The organism is Ornithinimicrobium sufpigmenti, from assembly GCF_004322775.1.
Lineage (GTDB): Bacteria > Actinomycetota > Actinomycetes > Actinomycetales > Dermatophilaceae > Ornithinicoccus > Ornithinicoccus sufpigmenti.
This window is the reverse complement of record NZ_CP036403.1, coordinates 1,574,800-1,591,676: the sequence shown is the minus strand read 5'-3', so window position 1 is coordinate 1,591,676 and position 16,877 is coordinate 1,574,800. Positions and strand designations below refer to the sequence as shown.

The window sequence follows — 16,877 nt, the reverse complement described above, 5'->3', positions numbered from 1 at the left end:
CAACACGCCGCGCCTCGCCGGGCCGGTGGTGGCACCATGGGCTCCATGACGCACCAGCCCGAGAGCGACCCCGCGAGCGGTCCCGGCCGCAGTGCCTCTGGGCTCGACGCGAGGAGCGCGAGAAGCGGCACGAAGATCGGCAGCAAGATCGGTAGCAAGATCGGCAGGAAGGTCTACGAGTCGGAGCTGCTGCGCCTGCAGCAGGAGCTGGTGCAGATGCAGGAGTGGGTCCGCGAGCGCGGCCAGCGGGTCGTCGTGGTCTTCGAGGGGCGGGACGCCGCCGGCAAGGGCGGGGCGATCAAGCGGGTGACCGAGTACCTCTCGCCCCGGGTCGCCCAGATCGTGGCCCTGCCCATGCCCACCGAGCGCGAGCGCACGCAGTGGTACTTCCAGCGCTACGTCCCGCACCTGCCCGCGGCCGGGGAGATCCGGCTCTTCGACCGGTCCTGGTACAACCGGGCCGGGGTGGAGCGAGTGATGGGCTATTGCACCCACGAGGAGCACCGCCGTTTCCTGCGCCAGTGCCCGATCTTCGAGCGGATGCTCATCGAGGACGGGATCATCCTGCGCAAGTACTGGTTCTCGGTCAGCGACGGGGAGCAGCTGCGCCGCTTCCGTTCCCGGCTGGAGGACCCGATGCGCCGGTGGAAGCTGTCCCAGACCGACCTGGAGAGCCTGACCCGGTGGGAGGACTACAGCCGGGCCAAGGACGAGATGTTCGTCCACACCGACGTCGAGCCGGCCCGGTGGCACGTCGTGGAGTCCGACGACAAACGCTCGGCCAGGATCAACATGATCGCCCACCTGCTCTCCTCCATCCCCTACGAGGAGGTCGAGCTGCCGGAGCTGGCCATGCCGGAGCGTCCTCCGTCGACCGGGTATCAGCGCACCGACCGCTCCCTCGTGCTGCAGGTGCCCGACCACGCAGCGGAGGTCGCGGCCCGCGCGGGCAGGCCGGTCGACCGGCGGTGGCGCGAGGACATGAGCTGACGTCAGCTGCCTGGCTGGCCTCGCTGGCCGGCCGGCCCGGGTGGGGCCGGCAGGAGGCGCCTCGCCGCCCGTGAGGAAGGTCACAGCCATTTAGGTTAGGCTGACCTTTGGTTTATTCCTGGTCCCAGGTTAGGGTCGCCTTACCTAACCGGCTCACCTGATGAGGACCACTCGATGACCAAGACTGTCAGCCGCCCGCGCGTCGCGATGATCGCGACCCTCGCGGCCTCTGCCCTCGTCCTGACCGCCTGCGGGAGCGACAGCGCTGCGGACACCCCGGAGACCCCCGCCGCTGGCGGCGCGGGCGCCACCGAGGAGGGGTCCGAGGCCGGCGCTGAGGCAACCTCGGTGGAGATCGAGGACAACAACGGCACCCACACCATCGCGCTGCCGCCGCAGTCCGTGGTCGCGACCGACAACCGGACCTTCGAGACGCTGGACGCCTGGGGCGTCGAGCTCACCGCCGCCGCCGTCGCGCTGATGCCGGACACCCTGTCCTACGCCCAGGACTCCTCCGTCATCGACCTGGGCAACCACCGTGAGCCGGACCTCGAGGCCGTCGTCGCGGCCGAGCCCGACCTGATCATCAACGGCCAGCGGTTCGCCGACTACCGCAGCGACTTCGAGCGCCTGGCCCCCGACGCGGTCGTGCTGGACCTCGACCCCCGCGAGGACGAGCCCCTGGACGCCGAGCTCAAGCGGCAGATCACCGTGCTGGGCACCATCTTCGGCAAGGAGGCCGACGCCGAGTCCCTCAACGCCGACCTGGACGCCGCCGTGGAGCGGGCCAAGGCCGCCTACGACCCGGCCGACACGGTGATGGCCGTCATCACCTCCGGCGGTGAGATCGGCTACGTCGCCCCCGGCAACGGCCGCACCATCGGCCCGATCTTCGACCTCGTCGGCATGACCCCCGCGCTGGAGACCGACGGCAGCGAGGACCACCAGGGCGACGACATCTCCGTGGAGGCGATCGCCTCCTCCAACCCCGACTGGATCCTGGTCATGGACCGCGATGCCGCCGTCGCCGCCGACGACCCGAACTACTCCCCCGCCGCCCAGGTCCTGGAGAACAGCGAGGCCCTGGCCAACGTCACCGCCGTCAAGGAGGGCCGTATCGTCTACATGCCCAGCGACACCTACACCAACGAAGGCATCCAGACCTACACCGAGTACCTGAACTCGCTGGCCGACGCCTTCGAGAACGCGGGCTGACCCGGACCGGCATGGTGCCCGGTTCCCCCGCGGGGCCGGGCACCCTGTCGCCGGAAGCCGCCGGAAGCCGCCGGACGCCCGTCATCTCCTACGACCAAGGCCCTCTGTGACCACGAGCACCACGACACCCCAGCGCCCTGCCCAGGGGCGATCTACCAAGGGACCCCTCCTGGACGCCAAGCTGCTGCTGGGCGTCCTCGGTGTGTCGGCGCTGCTCGCTCTGTCCCTGTTCACCGGCGTCTACGACATCTTCGGCAGCGAGGACGGCGCCCAGATGTTCGCCATCACCCGGGTGCCGCGCACGATCGCGCTGGTCCTGGCCGGGGCCGCGATGGCGATGTGCGGCCTGGTCATGCAGCTGCTCACCCAGAACCGCTTCGTCGAACCCACCACGACCGGCACGACCGAGTGGGCCGGGCTGGGCCTGCTGACCGTGATGATCCTGCTGCCCACCGCGAGCATCCTGACCCGGATGGTCGGGGCGGTCGTGGCGGCGTTCATCGGCACGATGATCTTCTTCCTCTTCCTGCGTCGGGTCTCGCTGCGCACCTCGCTCATCGTGCCGATCGTGGGCATCATGCTCGGCGCGGTCGTCGGCTCCATCTCCACCTTCATCGCCCTGCAGACGGACATGCTGCAGAGCCTGGGCATCTGGTTCGCCGGCAGCTTCACCTCGGTGCTGCGGGGGCAGTACGAGGTGCTCTGGGTGGTGGTCGTGGTCGTGATCGGCGTCTTCATCCTGGCCGACCGGCTCACCGTGGCCGGCCTGGGCGAGGACATCGCGACCAACGTGGGGGTCAACTACAACCGGATGGTGCTCATCGGCACCGTGCTCATCGCGGTCGCCACCGGCGTGGTCACCGTCGTCGTGGGCAACCTGCCCTTCCTGGGTCTCATCGTGCCCAACGTCGTGTCGATGATCCGCGGCGACGACCTGCGCAGCAACCTGCCCTGGGTATGCCTGCTGGGTATCGCGATCGTGACGGTCTGCGACCTCGTCGGCCGGACCATCATCGCGCCCTTCGAGGTGCCGGTCTCCCTCATCCTGGGGATCGTCGGCGCCGTCGTCTTCATCACCCTCATCGTGCGGCAGGGTCGCCGTGGCTGAGCCGATGACCTCCCCCGTCACCTCGACTGCGACCTCGCCTGTCACGAAGGTCCAGCGCGAGCGGCCCGGATCCGGCCCGATGCCGACCCAGGCCTCCCGCCTGCGCTACCGGATCGTGCTCGGGATCCTGATCTCCCTCGCCCTGTTCTTCGGGGTCGGCCTGCTCGTGTGGGACAACCCCATGCCCTACGGCTCCCGCGGCTTCTGGCTCATCGTGGACATGCGGGTCACCAACGTCGTGGTGATGGCGATCGTCGCCGTCTGCCACGCGGTGGCGACCGTGAGCTTCCAGACGGTCACCAACAACCGCATCCTGACGCCCTCGATCATGGGTTTCGAGTCGCTGTACATCGCGGTGCAGACCACCGCGGTCTTCGTGCTGGGCGCCGCCGGCATCATGTACTTCACCGGGGTCCGGCAGTTCGTGCTGCTGGTCGTCATCATGGTCGCCCTGGCGCTGGCGCTGTACGGCTGGCTGCTCTCCGGCAAGCACGGCAACATCCACGTCATGCTGCTGGTCGGCATCATCATCGGCGGCGGGCTGGGCTCGGTCTCGACGTTCATGCAGCGCCTGCTCTCCCCCAGCGAGTTCGACATCCTCACCGCCCGCCTGTTCGGCTCGGTGAGCAACGCCGACCCCAGCTACTTCCCGGTGGCGATCCCCCTGGTCATCCTCGCGGCCGGCCTGCTCTTCTGGAGCTCGCCACGGCTCAACGTGCTCGCCCTCGGCAAGGAGACCACCCTCAACCTGGGACTGAACCACCGCTACGAGACGCTGCGGGTGCTCTTCCTGGTCTCCATCCTGATGGCGGTCTCCACCGCCCTGGTCGGCCCGATGACCTTCCTGGGGTTCCTGGTCGCCACCTTGTCCTACCAGTTCGCCGACACCTACGACCACCGCCGGATCTTCCCGGTCGCCGCGCTCACCGGCTTCGTCGTGCTCTCCGGCGCCTACTTCGTCATGCACAACATCTTCTACGCCCAGGGAGTCGTCTCGATCATCATCGAGCTCGTGGGCGGATCAGTCTTCCTGTACGTCATCCTGAGGAAGGGACGCCTGTGATCACCCTGACCACGGTCCGCAAGGACTACAGCAGCGAGGTCCGTATCGGCCCCGTCGACCTGCAGATTCCCGCTGGCGGCATCACCGCCCTCATCGGGCCCAACGGGGCCGGCAAGTCGACGCTGCTCACCATGATCGGCCGCCTGCAGGGGCTGGACGACGGTGTCATCGAGGTGGCCGGCTACGACGTCACCCGCACCGCGTCCAAGGACCTGGCCAAGATCCTGTCGATCCTGCGCCAGGAGAACCACTTCATCACCCGGCTGACGATCCGGCAGCTGGTGGCCTTCGGCCGCTTCCCCTACTCGCGGGGCCGGCTGACCCAGGCCGACGAGGAGATCATCGACCGCTCCATCGCCTTCCTCGACCTGGAGGACCTGGAGGGCCGCTACCTGGACGAGGTCTCCGGCGGGCAGCGGCAGCGGGCCTACGTGGCGATGGTGCTGGCCCAGGACACCGACTACGTGCTGCTGGACGAGCCGTTGAACAACCTGGACATGAAGCACGCGGCGCACACCATGAAGCTGCTGCGTCGTGCGGCCGACGACCTGGGCAAGACCGTCGTGGTGGTGCTGCACGACATCAACTTCGCCTCCGCCTTCGCCGACCACATCGTGGCGATGCGCGACGGCTCGGTGGTCAGCATCGGCACCCCTGCGCAGATCATGCAGCGCGAGGTGCTGCGCGAGGTCTTCGACATGGACATCGTCGTGCAGGACCTGCACGGCATGCTGCTGGGCGTCTTCTGGACGCCCGGCGCACCGGTCCGTGACCGGGACCACGTGCCGGAGGCCACGGAGAGCTCGCAGGTCTCGCAGGTCGAGGGCCTGCCCGTGGTGCCCCTCGTCCCCGGGCAGCCGCTCGCGCCCGGTGAGCCGGTCGCCGCCGACCTGCCCGGCACGAACGGGACCCACCACACCCACGGCACACACGGCACACACGGCACCCACGACACCCTGACGACCACCCACCCCTTCGCCCCGACCCTGACCCGAGGAGCCACCCGATGACCCAGCCGATGAGCACCACCACCCAGACCCGCACCGCCCTCGTCGCGACCGACGCCCCCGCACGCTACGCCAAGCAGCTCGGCTCCCACCTGGGTCGCAAGATGACCCTCACCGAGACCGACCGCGGGCCGCACCTGTCGATGAGCTTCGAGGGACTGGAGGCGACCTGCCTGATGGACACCACGGCCCCCGACACCCTCGGCCTGCACGTCGATGCGGCCACCGCGGAGGCCGCCGACCGCATGGCACTCGTCGTCGGCTCGCACCTGGAGCGCTTCGGCGCCAAGGCCGAGCTGCAGGTCAGCTGGACGAGCTGAGCCGGCCTAGCGCGTCACCCTGGGTGAGCCGGCCCGAGGACGTGGAGGACCAGCACCGCTGGTCGCGGACTAGGAGAACCCCTGCCGGGCCAGCGGCCCGGCCAGCTCCCGCTCCTCGTAGGACAGATGGGACAGCAGCGTGTCGGTGAGCAGGTCGACGCTGCGCGACAGCTCGTCCAACGCCTGCCGGCCCTGCACGCCATACCCCTCCTCGTCCGCGAGGCGCACGAGCGCACGGTCGAGCCGGTCGAGCACGTCGGCGATGACCTCGTGCTCCTCCTCGAGCCGGTCCAGGACCGGGGCGACGCCCGGCTCGGCCCGGCGCAGGTGCGGGAAGACCGAGCGGTCCTCGAGGGTGTGGTGCCCGGTGACGACCCGGCAGTAGGACTGGCAGAACGCGCCGAGGGTCCAGGTGTTCTGCCGCATCGCCATCGTGTTGATGATCGAGCGGGCCTGCCCGACCTGCAGGTGACCGTCCCGTACCTGGTCCACGACCTGCCGCACCCGGGTCAGCTCCTCGCGCAGGTGGTCGTGGATGTCGATGAGGTGCTGCGGCGCCGCGAGCTGGGCGGGCGTGTATGCCGCCGGCGCGTCGGGAGGCGGGCCGGCGCTCGGCCGGGAGGCTTCGTCCCACTCCAGCTCGCCCGTCAGGCGGGTGCCGTCGTCCGGGGTGGGGGTGATGCCCGCGGGCACGGGCACCGTCGTCACGCCGGCGGCCGGGTTGCCGGCACCGCCGGGGCCGGTGCTCACCTCGACAGGCGGCGGTGACTCGTCGCCCTCTGAAGCCGGTCCAGCCGGTCCAGCGGTGTCGCTGTCCCGCTCGGCCTGCACCAGGTCCCGCAGCGCGGGGCCGACCTCCTGGCCGTAGACCTGCACGGTGCGCGCATCGTCGGTGGCCAGGATGAAGGTGGACATGCCGTGCTCCAGGGCCAGCTCCGCCAGCTGCTCGGCCCAGTCGGCCGCACTGCCGCGCAGACCTCCTCGGCCGCCGGCCCCGGCCGCGCTCCCGCCCAGCCGGCCGTGCACGTTGTAGAGGCGGACGACGTCCTGGGGCGCGCGTCCCGCGCCGGCCGCGGCCTCGTCGATCCGGGCGTTGGCCTCGGGCAGCCGGTCCGGGGCCAGGTAGCCCATGCTGGGCAGCCACCCGTCGGCCAACCGGCCGGTGACGCGCTGCATACGCGGCCCGTAGGCGCCGATCCAGATCGCCGGGGTGGCGCCGGGAGCGGGGCCGGAGTGCAGGCCCTTGACCCGGTAGTGCTCACCCTCGACCCGCACCGAGCCCTCACCGCGCCATACCTGGCGGACCACGTCGATGGCCTCGACCAGGGCGTCGACGGCCTCACCGGGGTTGCGTCGCGGGCCGCCGGCCGCGACGATCGCGTCCCAGAACCCGCCGGCGCCGATGCCGAGGTCGGCCCGGCCCCCGGAGAGCAGGTCGAGGGTGGCGACCGAGTTGGCCAGCACCACCGGTGGCCGCAGCGGAAGGTTGGCGACGTTCTGGGCGACCCGCACGCTGGTCGTCCGGGCAGCGATCCAGGACAGCAGGGTCCAGGAGTCCAGCTGGCCCTTGTGGTAGGGGTGGTCCTGGACGCTCACCACGTCGATGCCCGAGGTGTCGGCCGCGAGCGCCAGGGCCACGGCCCGCTGCGGATCGGCGGCGTCCGGGGTGGGGAAGATGCCCAGCCGGATCTGGTGGCCGTAGTCGGTCATCGTGCTCAGTCTCCGCTCAGTCTGCTGCTTCCTGGACGCTCACTGCTCACTCACTGCTCACTCACTGCCTACTCACCGCGTGCCCAGCGCCTCGACCCGGATCAGGTTCTCCCACGGGTCACGCAGGGTGACGGTGCGTCCGTCGTCGGCGGACTGCACCCCGAAGTGGGTCATCCGCTCGGTGAGCTCGCCGACGTCGTCACTGGTGGGCAGCACGATGTCGACCTGGCCCAGGCCCAGGGAGGGGAACCGCGGGCCGGCACCGCGGCTGTTCCAGACGTTCATCGCCATGTGGTGGTGGTAGCCCCCGGCGCTGACGAAGAGGGCCTGGCCGCGCCAGGCGTTCGTGGTGTCGAACCCGAGCCGGTCGACGTAGAACTCGCGGGCGCTGTCGATGTCGCCGACGGAGAGGTGGACGTGCCCGACCACGGCGTCCCCGGTGTCGGGGGCCTGCAGGCCCTCCTCCGTGAGGTGCTCCTGCAGGAAGGCGTTGGCGTCGAGGAACCTGTTGTCCATCTCGACCTGCCCGTGCACCCAGCTCCACTCGGTGCGGTCGCGGTCCCAGTAGAGCTCGATGCCGTTGCCCTCGGGGTCGTCGAAGTAGAACGCCTGGCTGACCAGGTGGTCGGCGCTGCCGACGTAGCGGGCGCCGGCCCGCGCCATCGAGGCCAGGGTCGCGGCCAGGGCAGCCTGGGTCGGGAAGAGGATGGCGGTGTGGAACAGACCGGCCGAGCCGGGGGCGGCATGCCTGAGCTCCGGGCTGTGGCGCAGCACGATGATCGGGGTGCTGCCGCGGCCCAGCGTGACGACGGGACCGTCCTCGGAGAGCACCTGCAGGGTCACCGCGTCGCGGTAGTAGGCGGTCATCCCCTCCAGGTCGGCCACGTCGAGGGTCACAGGACCCATCGCGGTGTCGGCGGCGAGGCGGTCTCGCTGCGGGGTGGTCTGGGTCATGTCGAGCCTCCGATGTAGATGACGTGTCATCAATGATAGCGCACGACGGGGCGGCGGTATTCCGTCCACCCCCCGGATGCACCAGGCGCCCGCCGGACGTGAGTCCGACGGGCGCCGCTGGTCGGGCCGCTGCCCGAGGTGTGTCAGGCGTCCACGAGGGAGCGCAGGACGTACTGCAGGATGCCGTCGTTGCGGTAGTAGTCCGCCTCGCCCGGGGTGTCGATGCGCACGATGGCATCGAACTCCACGGCTTCGCCGCCCTCCTTGGTCGCGGTGACCTTGACCGTCCTGGGGGTCCGGCCCTCGTTGAGCTCGGTCACGCCGGTGATGGAGAAGGTCTCCGTGCCCTCCAGACCGAGGGACTCGGCGGTCTGGCCCTCGGGGAACTGCAGGGGCAGCACGCCCATCCCGATCAGGTTGGAGCGGTGGATCCGCTCGTAGGACTCGGCGATGACGGCCTTGACCCCGAGCAGGCGGGTGCCCTTGGCCGCCCAGTCACGACTGGAGCCCGAGCCGTACTCCTTGCCCGCGAGGATGACCAGCGGTGTGCCCTGCTCGGCGTAGTTCTGGGCCGCGTCGTAGATCGTCTCCTCCGGGCCGCCCTCCCTGGTGAAGTCGCGGGTGAACCCGCCCTCGACGCCGTCCAGCAGCTGGTTCTTCAGCCGGATGTTGGCGAAGGTGCCGCGGATCATCACCTCGTGGTTGCCGCGGCGCGAGCCGTAGGAGTTGAAGTCCTTGCGCTCGATGCCGTGCTCGGACAGGTACCTGCCCGCGGGGCTGTCGGCCTTGATCGAGCCGGCCGGGCTGATGTGGTCGGTCGTGACCGAGTCGCCCAGCAGCGCCAGGACGCGCGCGCCCTCGATGTCCTGGACCGGCTCCGGCTGGGCCTGCATGCCCTCGAAGTACGGAGGCTTGCGGACGTAGGTCGACTCGTCGTCCCACTCGAAGAGGTCGCCCTCCGGGGTGGGCAGCGAGCGCCACCGCTCGTCGCCGGCGAAGACGTCGGCGTAGTCCTCGGTGAACATCTCCCGGCTGATTGAGCCCGCGATGATCCGCTCGACCTCGTCCGCGTCCGGCCAGATGTCCTTCAAGAAGACCTCCTCGCCGTTCTGATCAACGCCCAGGGGCTCGGCCTCGAAGTCGAAGTCCATGGTGCCGGCCAGGGCGTAGGCGATGACCAGCGGCGGGGAGGCCAGGTAGTTCATCTTCACGTCCGGGTTGATCCGGCCCTCGAAGTTGCGGTTGCCGGACAGCACCGCTGCGACCGCGAGGTCCTCGTCGTTGACCGCCTGGGAGACCTCGTCGATGATCGGGCCGGAGTTGCCGATGCAGGTGGTGCAGCCGTAGCCGACCAGGTGGAAGCCGAGCTCCTCCAGGTAGGGCCACATCCCGGCCTTGTCGTAGTAGCCGGTGACCACCTTGGAGCCGGGCGCCATCGAGGTCTTGACCCACGGCGGCACGGTGAGCCCCTTCTCCACGGCGTTCTTGGCCAGCAGCGCCGCGCCCATCATCACCGAGGGGTTGGAGGTGTTGGTGCACGAGGTGATCGAGGCGATCGCGACGTGGCCGTGGTCGATCTGGTGCTCGGCACCGTCGAGGGTGACCGTCACCGGGTTGCTAGCCCGGGCGAGGCCGGCCTCCGTGGGCGGCGAGTGCACTGGACGACCCAGCTCCGAGGACTGGTCGCGCGGGTCGTGGGAGGGAGCGTCGGAGGCCGGGAAGGTCTCCAGGAGCTCCTCGTCCTGCGGGCTCTTCTCGATGCCGTTGCCGTTGACCACGTAGTTCTTGAGGTCGGCGTGGAACTGCTGCTTGGAGTCGGAGAGCGCGATCCGGTCCTGGGGACGCTTCGGGCCGGCGATCGAGGGCACCACCGTGGACAGGTCGAGCTCGAGGTACTCGCTGTAGCGGGCCTCGGGGGTGCTCTCGTCGTGCCACATGCCCTGCTCGCGGGCGTACGCCTCGACCAGCGCGACCTGCTCCTCGGAACGTCCGGTCAGGCGCAGGTAGTCCAGCGTGACCTCGTCGATCGGGAACATCGACACGGTGCACCCGAACTCGGGGCTCATGTTGCCGATGGTGGCGCGGTTGGCCAGCGGCACCGCGCCGACGCCCTCGCCGTAGAACTCCACGAACTTGCCGACCACGCCGTGGTCACGCAGCTTCTCGGTGATGGTGAGCACGACGTCGGTGGCGGTGGTGCCGGCCGGGATCTCGCCGGTCAGCTTGAAGCCGACCACCCGCGGGATGAGCATCGAGACCGGCTGGCCGAGCATGGCCGCCTCCGCCTCGATGCCGCCGACGCCCCAGGCCAGCACGCCGAGGCCGTTGACCATCGGGGTGTGGGAGTCCGTGCCGACGCAGGAGTCGGGGTAGGCGAGGACCTCGCCGTCGACCTCGTTGGTCATCACCGTGCGGGCCAGGTGCTCGATGTTGACCTGGTGGACGATGCCGGTGCCCGGGGGCACGACCTTGAAGTCCTCGAAGGCGGTCTGGCCCCAGCGCAGGAACTGGTAGCGCTCGCCGTTGCGCTCGTACTCGATGTCCACGTTGCGCTCGAAGGCGTCGGCCCGACCGAAGACGTCGATGATCACCGAGTGGTCGATGACCAGCTCAGCTGGTGCGAGCGGGTTGATCTTGGCCGGGTCGCCGCCGAGGTCGCCCATCGCCTCGCGCATCGTGGCCAGGTCGACGATGCAGGGGACTCCGGTGAAGTCCTGCATGATGACGCGGGCCGGGGTGAACTGAATCTCGACCTCCGGCTGGGCGTTCTCGTCCCAGCTCGCGAGGGCGTTGATGTGGTCGGCCGTGATGTTCTTGCCGTCCTCGGTGCGCAGCAGGTTCTCCAGCAGCACCTTCAGGGAGAACGGCAGCGTCTGGACCCCCTCCAGCCCGCCGATGCGGTAGATGCCGTAGCTGGCGTCTCCGACCTCCAGGGTGCCCTTGGCACCGAAGCTGTCCGGGTTCGTGCTCAACGTTCCGCTCCTTCGCTCGCTGACTATTTATCTTGACATCAAGATATCTCGTCTGGGGCACCGGGATCAAACCGGGTTCCGGTCATCTCCATCCTGTCATCCCCGGCCCCATGCCGTCTGGCCCACCGGCACCGGACCTGACCCGGAGGCACGGCGCCCGCGCTCACTGTTCCCCGCCCTCCTCCCCCGGTATGCCGAGGAGGCCAGCGAGATCGAGCCGGAAGGTCGGTGTGCGGGAGCTCAGGGAGACCAGGTGAGCAGCGCCAGGCACTCCATGTGCTGGGTCATCGGGAACGCGTCCAGCACCCGGAGCTCAGCCAGCTGCAGACCCACCTCGCGGGCGGTGGCCAGGTCGCGGGCCAGCGCCGCGGGGTCGCACGCGACATACACGACCGTGCGGGGCCGGAGCGCGGCGACCGCCTCGACGACCTCTCGCCCGGCGCCGGTGCGCGGCGGGTCCAGGACGACGAGATCGGCCCGCTCCCCGCGCGCGACCATCTCCGCCAGGGCCGGGGCCGTGGGACGCGCCACGCCTCGTGCCCAGGGGTATGCGGCAAGGTGCCGGGCAGCGGCACCAGCGGCCTCCCGGTCGGCCTCCACCGCGAGGACGGAACCGCGTGGTCCGACCGCCTCGGCGAGGGGGACCGCGAAGAGCCCGACGCCGGAGTAGAGGTCCAGCACCCGGTCCCCCTCCTGGGGCGCGAGCCAGGTCAGCACCTGCTCGGTGAAGGTGGCCGCCGCCCCGGGATGCACCTGCCAGAAGCCGCGCGCCGACAGGGTGAAGTCGTGCGTGCCGCCCGCCTGGGTCGTCACGCGCTCGGTGACCTCGGGCACCGGACCGACCGCCTGCAGGCTCAGCCGGGCGCCCTGCCGCGAGGCTGTCTGACCCTCAGCGCGGTCGACGGTGCGCCCGCGTCCTGTCCGACGTCCGCCCGGGTGCCGACCCCTTCTGCCCCGGCCCTCTCTCCCCCGGCTGTCCTGCTGCTCCTCGCCGAGCCCCAGCGGCACCACGACAGCCTCGCCCGTGGACGGGGCCACCGCGTCGACTGCGACTGCGCCGGGCGGCGGTGGTTGCCGGAGCACGCCCGTGCCCAGCACGCCCTCGGTGGCGATGAGGCAGTCGTCGACGGCCACCACCTCGTGCGAGCGGTGCACGCGCAGCCCGACGACCCCTCCACCCGCGGGCGCCGCTCCATCTGCGGCTGCCGCTGCGTCCCGCACCGCCGCGAACTCCACCCGGGTCCGCCAGCGCAGCCCGTCCCGGTCCCCGGGCACCGGTTCACAGGTCAGGTCGAGCGCCTCGATCTCCTCGGGCGTGAAGCCGCCCAGCCGGGCCAGCTGCTCGGCGACGACCTGGGCCTTGAGCCGTCGCTGCGCCTGGAGCGACACGTGCTGCCAGTCGCAGCCACCGCAGCGTCCAGGACCCGAGAACGGGCACGGTCGGACCACCCGGTCCGGGGAGGCCTCCAGCACGGCGACGGCGTCTGCACGCACATATCGCCCCTTCGGGCCGATCTCGGTCACCCGGATCCGTACCCGCTCCCCCGGTATGGCGTGGCGCACGAAGACCACCTGGGCCTCGGGACCGTAGCGGGCCACGCAGTGTCCCCCGTGCGCGACCGGCCCGACCGCGACCTCGACCTCGTCACCGACCGTCAGGCCCGCCGCCGCGGTCACGGCTCGGTCCGCTCGCGTTCCGGGTGTGTCTGCGGGTGTGCCGGCGGGTGCGTCTGCTGGTGGGCCTGCTCCATGCGCTCGGTCACGTCGTCCCCGCCGTCGTCGGTCTGCGGGGTGCGGCCTACGGCCAGGAGCCAGCCCATGACGACGATCGCGAGGAGGTAGGCGGGCCAGCCCAGCACCACCTTGCCGACGCCGAGCCAGGCGACCTCACCGGCCAGGTAGAGCGGCAGCATGACGGCCAGCCGCACCGCGAAGAGGGCCACGAGCACCCAGGTCAGGCGCGAGCAGACCCGCACCAGGCCCGCGTCCCGACGCCAGGCGGTGGGCTGCTCGGCGAACTTCGGGTCCCCCAGCGCGACCACGAAACCCAGGAGCGGCCACCGGGCGAAGATCGACACCAGGGCCGCGACACCGTAGGCGGCGCTGGTCAGGATGCCCGGGAGGAAGGCGTCCTGCGCCTGCCCGGAGCGCAGCGCGAAGAAGGCGGCCAGCGCGGTGGCGAAGACGGACGAGCCGAGGAAGCGCCAGGATCCACCGACGATGCCCCGGACGATCGCCAGGACGGTGAGCAGCGCGGCCGCCCCGAGCAGCGCGGCGCGCACGTCGTCGGCGACCAGCCAGGTGACCACGAAGGCGACGGTCGGCAGAGCGGTCTCCAACGAGCCGTACCAGCCGCCCAGGGCGTCGCTGATGCGGGTGCGGATGACCTGCTCGACGGTGATCTCCGCATCGACCTCGGCGGTCACCCGGACGTCCACCTCAGGATGACGTCCCGCGTCAACCCCGGCGCTCACCTCGGGACCGACCCCAGTGCCTACCTCGACCTGGGGATCCTCGCCTGGCGACGGGGCCGGCCGCTCGCCGCCCTCCGGCCCCTGCTGCGTCACTGGAAGTCGGGGTTGGTCGGCGCCTTGGGCGCGTCGGTGAGCTCGGGCTCGGGCGTGGGCAGGTCGCGCATCGGGACCTGTTCGGTCTGTCCCTGGGGGGCCGAGGCGGGGTCGGCGGTCTGGTCGGCAGGGGCTGCCTGGGCCGTGTCGGCCGCGGAGAGCTGACCGGCGCCCTGCCCGACGCCCTGCCCGACGCCCTGTCCGACCCCGATCCCGGCCACGCCGGTGGCGTTCGCCGTGCGCAGCACCTGGGTCTTGGCCGCCACCCGGGCCACCTCCGTCTCCCGCTCTCGCTGCAGGCGTGCCTTGCGGGCCTCGGCCTCCTTGGCCATCGCCTCCTCGAACCCCTTGGGGGGCGTCAGGGTGAGCACCTCGCGCGGCGGACGCGGCTCCTCGCCGCGGACGACGACGGCCCGGCGCAGCACGGACAGGATCGCCCGCAGCTGCTTCTCGTCGCCGGCCGCCGGCCCGTTGACGACGATGCGCAGGAACCACCGCGGCCCGTCGACACCGATGAACCGCGCCGGCTGGAACGACACCCGGCCGTCGGGCGCCCGACCCGGCATGCGGGCCTGGAGCTCCTTGCCCATGGTGCCCTTGACGACCTCGGCGGCACCGCCGGAGTCCACCAGGCCGCGCGCGATCTCCGGCCGCAGCTCGTCCCAGAGCCCGAACGAGCGGGGTGCGGCGAACGCCTGCAGCTGGGCGTGGGAGGCGCCGAAGGTCAGCGTGACCCCGATGACCCGGCCCGTGCCCTGCTCCAGGTCCAGGCGGATCTGCATCCCGCGTGCGATCGGCACCCGCAGGGCACCCAGGTCCAGGCGGCCGTCCAGCTCGGGCCACTCGCTCACGTCGTACGGGCCGTCCTCGGCCCGCACCCAGTCGCGGTCGACGCCGGGCTCGCCCTCGGCCGGCTCGGGCCGGAGAGCGGCGTCGGCGCCCTCGCCGTCGAGGGTCAGCAGGTCCTCCTCGGAGAGGTCCTTCTTCTTGCGTCGGCCAAAGAGTGCCACGGTCGGGTCGTCCTTCGGTGGGTCAGGGATGGATCAGGGCAGGGGGTATGCGGCGCCGGAGGAGGCCGTCGAACGAGTCGCACTCGTCGAACTGGTCAACCCCGTCGAACCATGGCCGCCGCCGCCGCGCTCGGAGGGGGGCAGCTCGGCCACCTCCGTGAACACCGGCCGCAGCACGGGCTGGACCACCAGCTGGGCGATCCGCTCGCCCCGGGCCAGCTGCACGGCCTCATGGGCGTCGGTGTTGAGCAGGTTGACGAGGATCTCGCCCCGGTAGCCGGCATCGATCGTGCCGGGGGCGTTCACGACGGTGACCCCGTGCCGGGCGGCGAGCCCGGAGCGGGGGTGCACGAACCCGGCATACCCCTCCGGGATGGCCAGCGCCACCCCCGTGGGGACCAGGGTCCGCTCCCCCGGCTCCAGCCGCACGTCCTGCCGTGCATGCAGATCGACCCCGGCATCACCGGCGCGGGCCTGGGCCGGCACGGGGAGGTCGGGGTCCAACCGCTGCAGCGCGACGGGCAGCGCCTGCGGGGTCGTCGAGGTGCTCACGGGCACCCAGGGTATCCCGCGGGACCGGAGGTCCGGTCCCCCCGCCGTCCGGTCAGGCTGCGCACTCGGTGCAGACCGGCAGCCCGCCGACCTCCTTGGCCAGCTGGCTGCGGTGGTGGACCAGGAAGCACTTGGAGCAGGTGAACTCGTCCAGCTGCTTGGGCAGGACGTGGACCGAGAGCTCCTCGTTGGACAGGTCGGCACCGGGCAGCTCGAAGCCCTCCGCCTGCTCGGTCTCGTCGACGTCGACACTGCCGGAGGCCTTGTCGTTGCGTCGTGCCTTCAGCTCTTCGATCGAGTCCTCGTTGAGCTCGTCATCGGTCTTGCGCGGGGCGTCGTAGTCGGTCGCCATGTGATCCCTCCACTGGATGCTCGCAGGTTGTTCGCCGTCGTTGTGGTGCCAGAACGCCGACAGGCCCCGATTTGTGCCCGACCGGCCGGATGGGCACGGCACGGGCATGATCATGGCCGGACTGTGGCCGCGCGGACATGGACCGGCGCCCGGATTCTGCCCTATCAACGCGCTGGGACGCGAGGCGGATCCGTCTTTCAGCCCAGGGCGGAACCGTCCAGCGCCCCCAGCAGGACCGGGTGCAAAGTCGGCCCGGCCGCCACGGTCAGGTCCGAGGAGGGTGGGGAGCCTGCGGAGGCCCCGCTGACCACGCCGCCGGCCTCGGTCACCACCAGCATCCCGGCGGCCACGTCCCAGGCCCGCACACCCTGCTCCCAGTAGCCGTCCACCCGGCCGGCGGCCACGTGGCAGAGGTCCAGCGCCGCCGCGCCCATGCGCCGGATGTCGCGCACGTGCGGCAGCAGGGCGGCGACGACCTCCGCCTGGCCCCGACGCACCGCCCGGTCGTAGGCGAACCCGGTGGCCAGCAGCGCGCCACCCAGGTGCCCCACCTGGCTGACGTGGATCGGCACGGAGTCCTCGACGGTGAGCAGGTACGCCCCGCCACCGACCCGCGCGTGGAAGACCTCGTCGGTCCGGGGGTTGATCACCGCACCGGCGACCGGCGCCCACGCGCCGGGGACCATCGGGTCGCCGACCACGACGGCGACCGACACGGCATACGCGGGCAGGTCGTAGAGGTAGTTGACGGTGCCGTCGATGGGGTCGAGGACCCAGGACAGCCCCGACGTGCCCGTCGAGAGCCCCTCCTCCTCGCCCAGGATCGCGTCGTCGGGCCGGGCGGCGGCGATGCGGGCGCGCAGCAGCTGCTCGGAGCGGGTGTCCATGACCGTGACGACGTCGAGCTCGCTGGACTTCACCCGGTCCACGCCGAGCCGACCGGGCCGTTCGTCGCGGATGAGCACGCCGGCCTCGAGCGCGAGCTGCACGGCCAGCTCCTCCAGCTCGGCCCGTTCCTCCTCGGGGACGGTGCCCGGGTCGGGGGCCGGCATGGTCA

General features: G+C 71.1%; 14 protein-coding genes and 1 pseudogene. 6 read left to right on the top strand and 9 right to left on the bottom strand.

From position 1 onward, the window contains the following. Positions 1–45 precede the first annotated feature (45 nt). The 6 genes and pseudogenes from ppk2 (at position 46) to ESZ52_RS07220 (ending at position 5,703) form a co-directional block, all read left to right on the top strand. Positions 46–990: a polyphosphate kinase 2 gene (gene ppk2, locus ESZ52_RS07245; RefSeq protein WP_131104342.1), complete on the top strand. Its 945-nt coding sequence runs from the start codon at positions 46–48 to the stop codon at positions 988–990. A 174-nt stretch (positions 991–1,164) separates the two neighbouring features. Further along, positions 1,165–2,205, top strand: a complete 1,041-nt coding sequence (locus ESZ52_RS07240) for a siderophore ABC transporter substrate-binding protein (RefSeq protein ID WP_238154496.1) — start codon at positions 1,165–1,167, stop codon at positions 2,203–2,205. A gap of 106 nt (positions 2,206–2,311) precedes the next feature. Continuing rightward, positions 2,312–3,313: an ABC transporter permease gene (locus ESZ52_RS07235; RefSeq protein WP_131104341.1), complete on the top strand. Its 1,002-nt coding sequence runs from the start codon at positions 2,312–2,314 to the stop codon at positions 3,311–3,313. 79 nt (positions 3,314–3,392) lie between these two features. Next, positions 3,393–4,376, top strand: coding sequence for an iron chelate uptake ABC transporter family permease subunit (locus ESZ52_RS07230; RefSeq protein WP_238154497.1), 984 nt, complete (start codon positions 3,393–3,395; stop codon positions 4,374–4,376). After that, positions 4,373–5,095 (top strand): annotated as a pseudogene (locus tag ESZ52_RS07225) (iron ABC transporter ATP-binding protein); the annotation flags it as partial. The gene ESZ52_RS07230 and the pseudogene ESZ52_RS07225, both read left to right, overlap by 4 nt. A gap of 287 nt (positions 5,096–5,382) precedes the next feature. After that, entirely contained in the window at positions 5,383–5,703 is a 321-nt protein-coding gene (locus ESZ52_RS07220; protein WP_202865422.1) for a DUF2218 domain-containing protein, read from the top strand. A 69-nt stretch (positions 5,704–5,772) separates the two neighbouring features. On the opposite strand, the gene ESZ52_RS07215 is transcribed toward ESZ52_RS07220, so the two are convergent. From ESZ52_RS07215 to ESZ52_RS07175, 9 genes are all read right to left on the bottom strand, one after another. Then, positions 5,773–7,413, bottom strand: a complete 1,641-nt coding sequence (locus ESZ52_RS07215; protein WP_131104339.1) for an LLM class flavin-dependent oxidoreductase — start codon at positions 7,411–7,413, stop codon at positions 5,773–5,775. A 72-nt stretch (positions 7,414–7,485) separates the two neighbouring features. Then, on the bottom strand, positions 7,486–8,367 hold the full coding sequence (locus ESZ52_RS07210; protein ID WP_238154498.1) for a VOC family protein: 882 nt from the start codon (positions 8,365–8,367) through the stop codon (positions 7,486–7,488). 143 nt (positions 8,368–8,510) lie between these two features. Further along, positions 8,511–11,339, bottom strand: coding sequence for an aconitate hydratase (locus tag ESZ52_RS07205; protein WP_131104338.1), 2,829 nt, complete (start codon positions 11,337–11,339; stop codon positions 8,511–8,513). 240 nt (positions 11,340–11,579) lie between these two features. After that, positions 11,580–13,016: a class I SAM-dependent RNA methyltransferase gene (locus ESZ52_RS07200; protein ID WP_131104337.1), complete on the bottom strand. Its 1,437-nt coding sequence runs from the start codon at positions 13,014–13,016 to the stop codon at positions 11,580–11,582. Next, a complete protein-coding gene (locus ESZ52_RS07195; RefSeq protein ID WP_238154499.1) occupies positions 13,013–13,765 on the bottom strand; it encodes a DUF3159 domain-containing protein in 753 nt (250 codons plus the stop codon). The genes ESZ52_RS07200 and ESZ52_RS07195 overlap by 4 nt, the downstream gene beginning before the upstream one ends. Positions 13,766–13,902: 137 nt before the next feature. Continuing rightward, positions 13,903–14,916, bottom strand: coding sequence for a DUF3710 domain-containing protein (locus ESZ52_RS07190; protein WP_181009949.1), 1,014 nt, complete (start codon positions 14,914–14,916; stop codon positions 13,903–13,905). 33 nt (positions 14,917–14,949) lie between these two features. Then, complete coding sequence (gene dut / locus ESZ52_RS07185; RefSeq protein ID WP_131104334.1) at positions 14,950–15,468, bottom strand: dUTP diphosphatase; 519 nt, start codon at positions 15,466–15,468, stop codon at positions 14,950–14,952. A 52-nt stretch (positions 15,469–15,520) separates the two neighbouring features. Next, positions 15,521–15,820: a DUF4193 domain-containing protein gene (locus ESZ52_RS07180; RefSeq protein WP_131104333.1), complete on the bottom strand. Its 300-nt coding sequence runs from the start codon at positions 15,818–15,820 to the stop codon at positions 15,521–15,523. 197 nt (positions 15,821–16,017) lie between these two features. Continuing rightward, positions 16,018–16,872: an inositol monophosphatase family protein gene (locus tag ESZ52_RS07175; RefSeq protein ID WP_238160631.1), complete on the bottom strand. Its 855-nt coding sequence runs from the start codon at positions 16,870–16,872 to the stop codon at positions 16,018–16,020. Positions 16,873–16,877 lie beyond the last annotated feature (5 nt).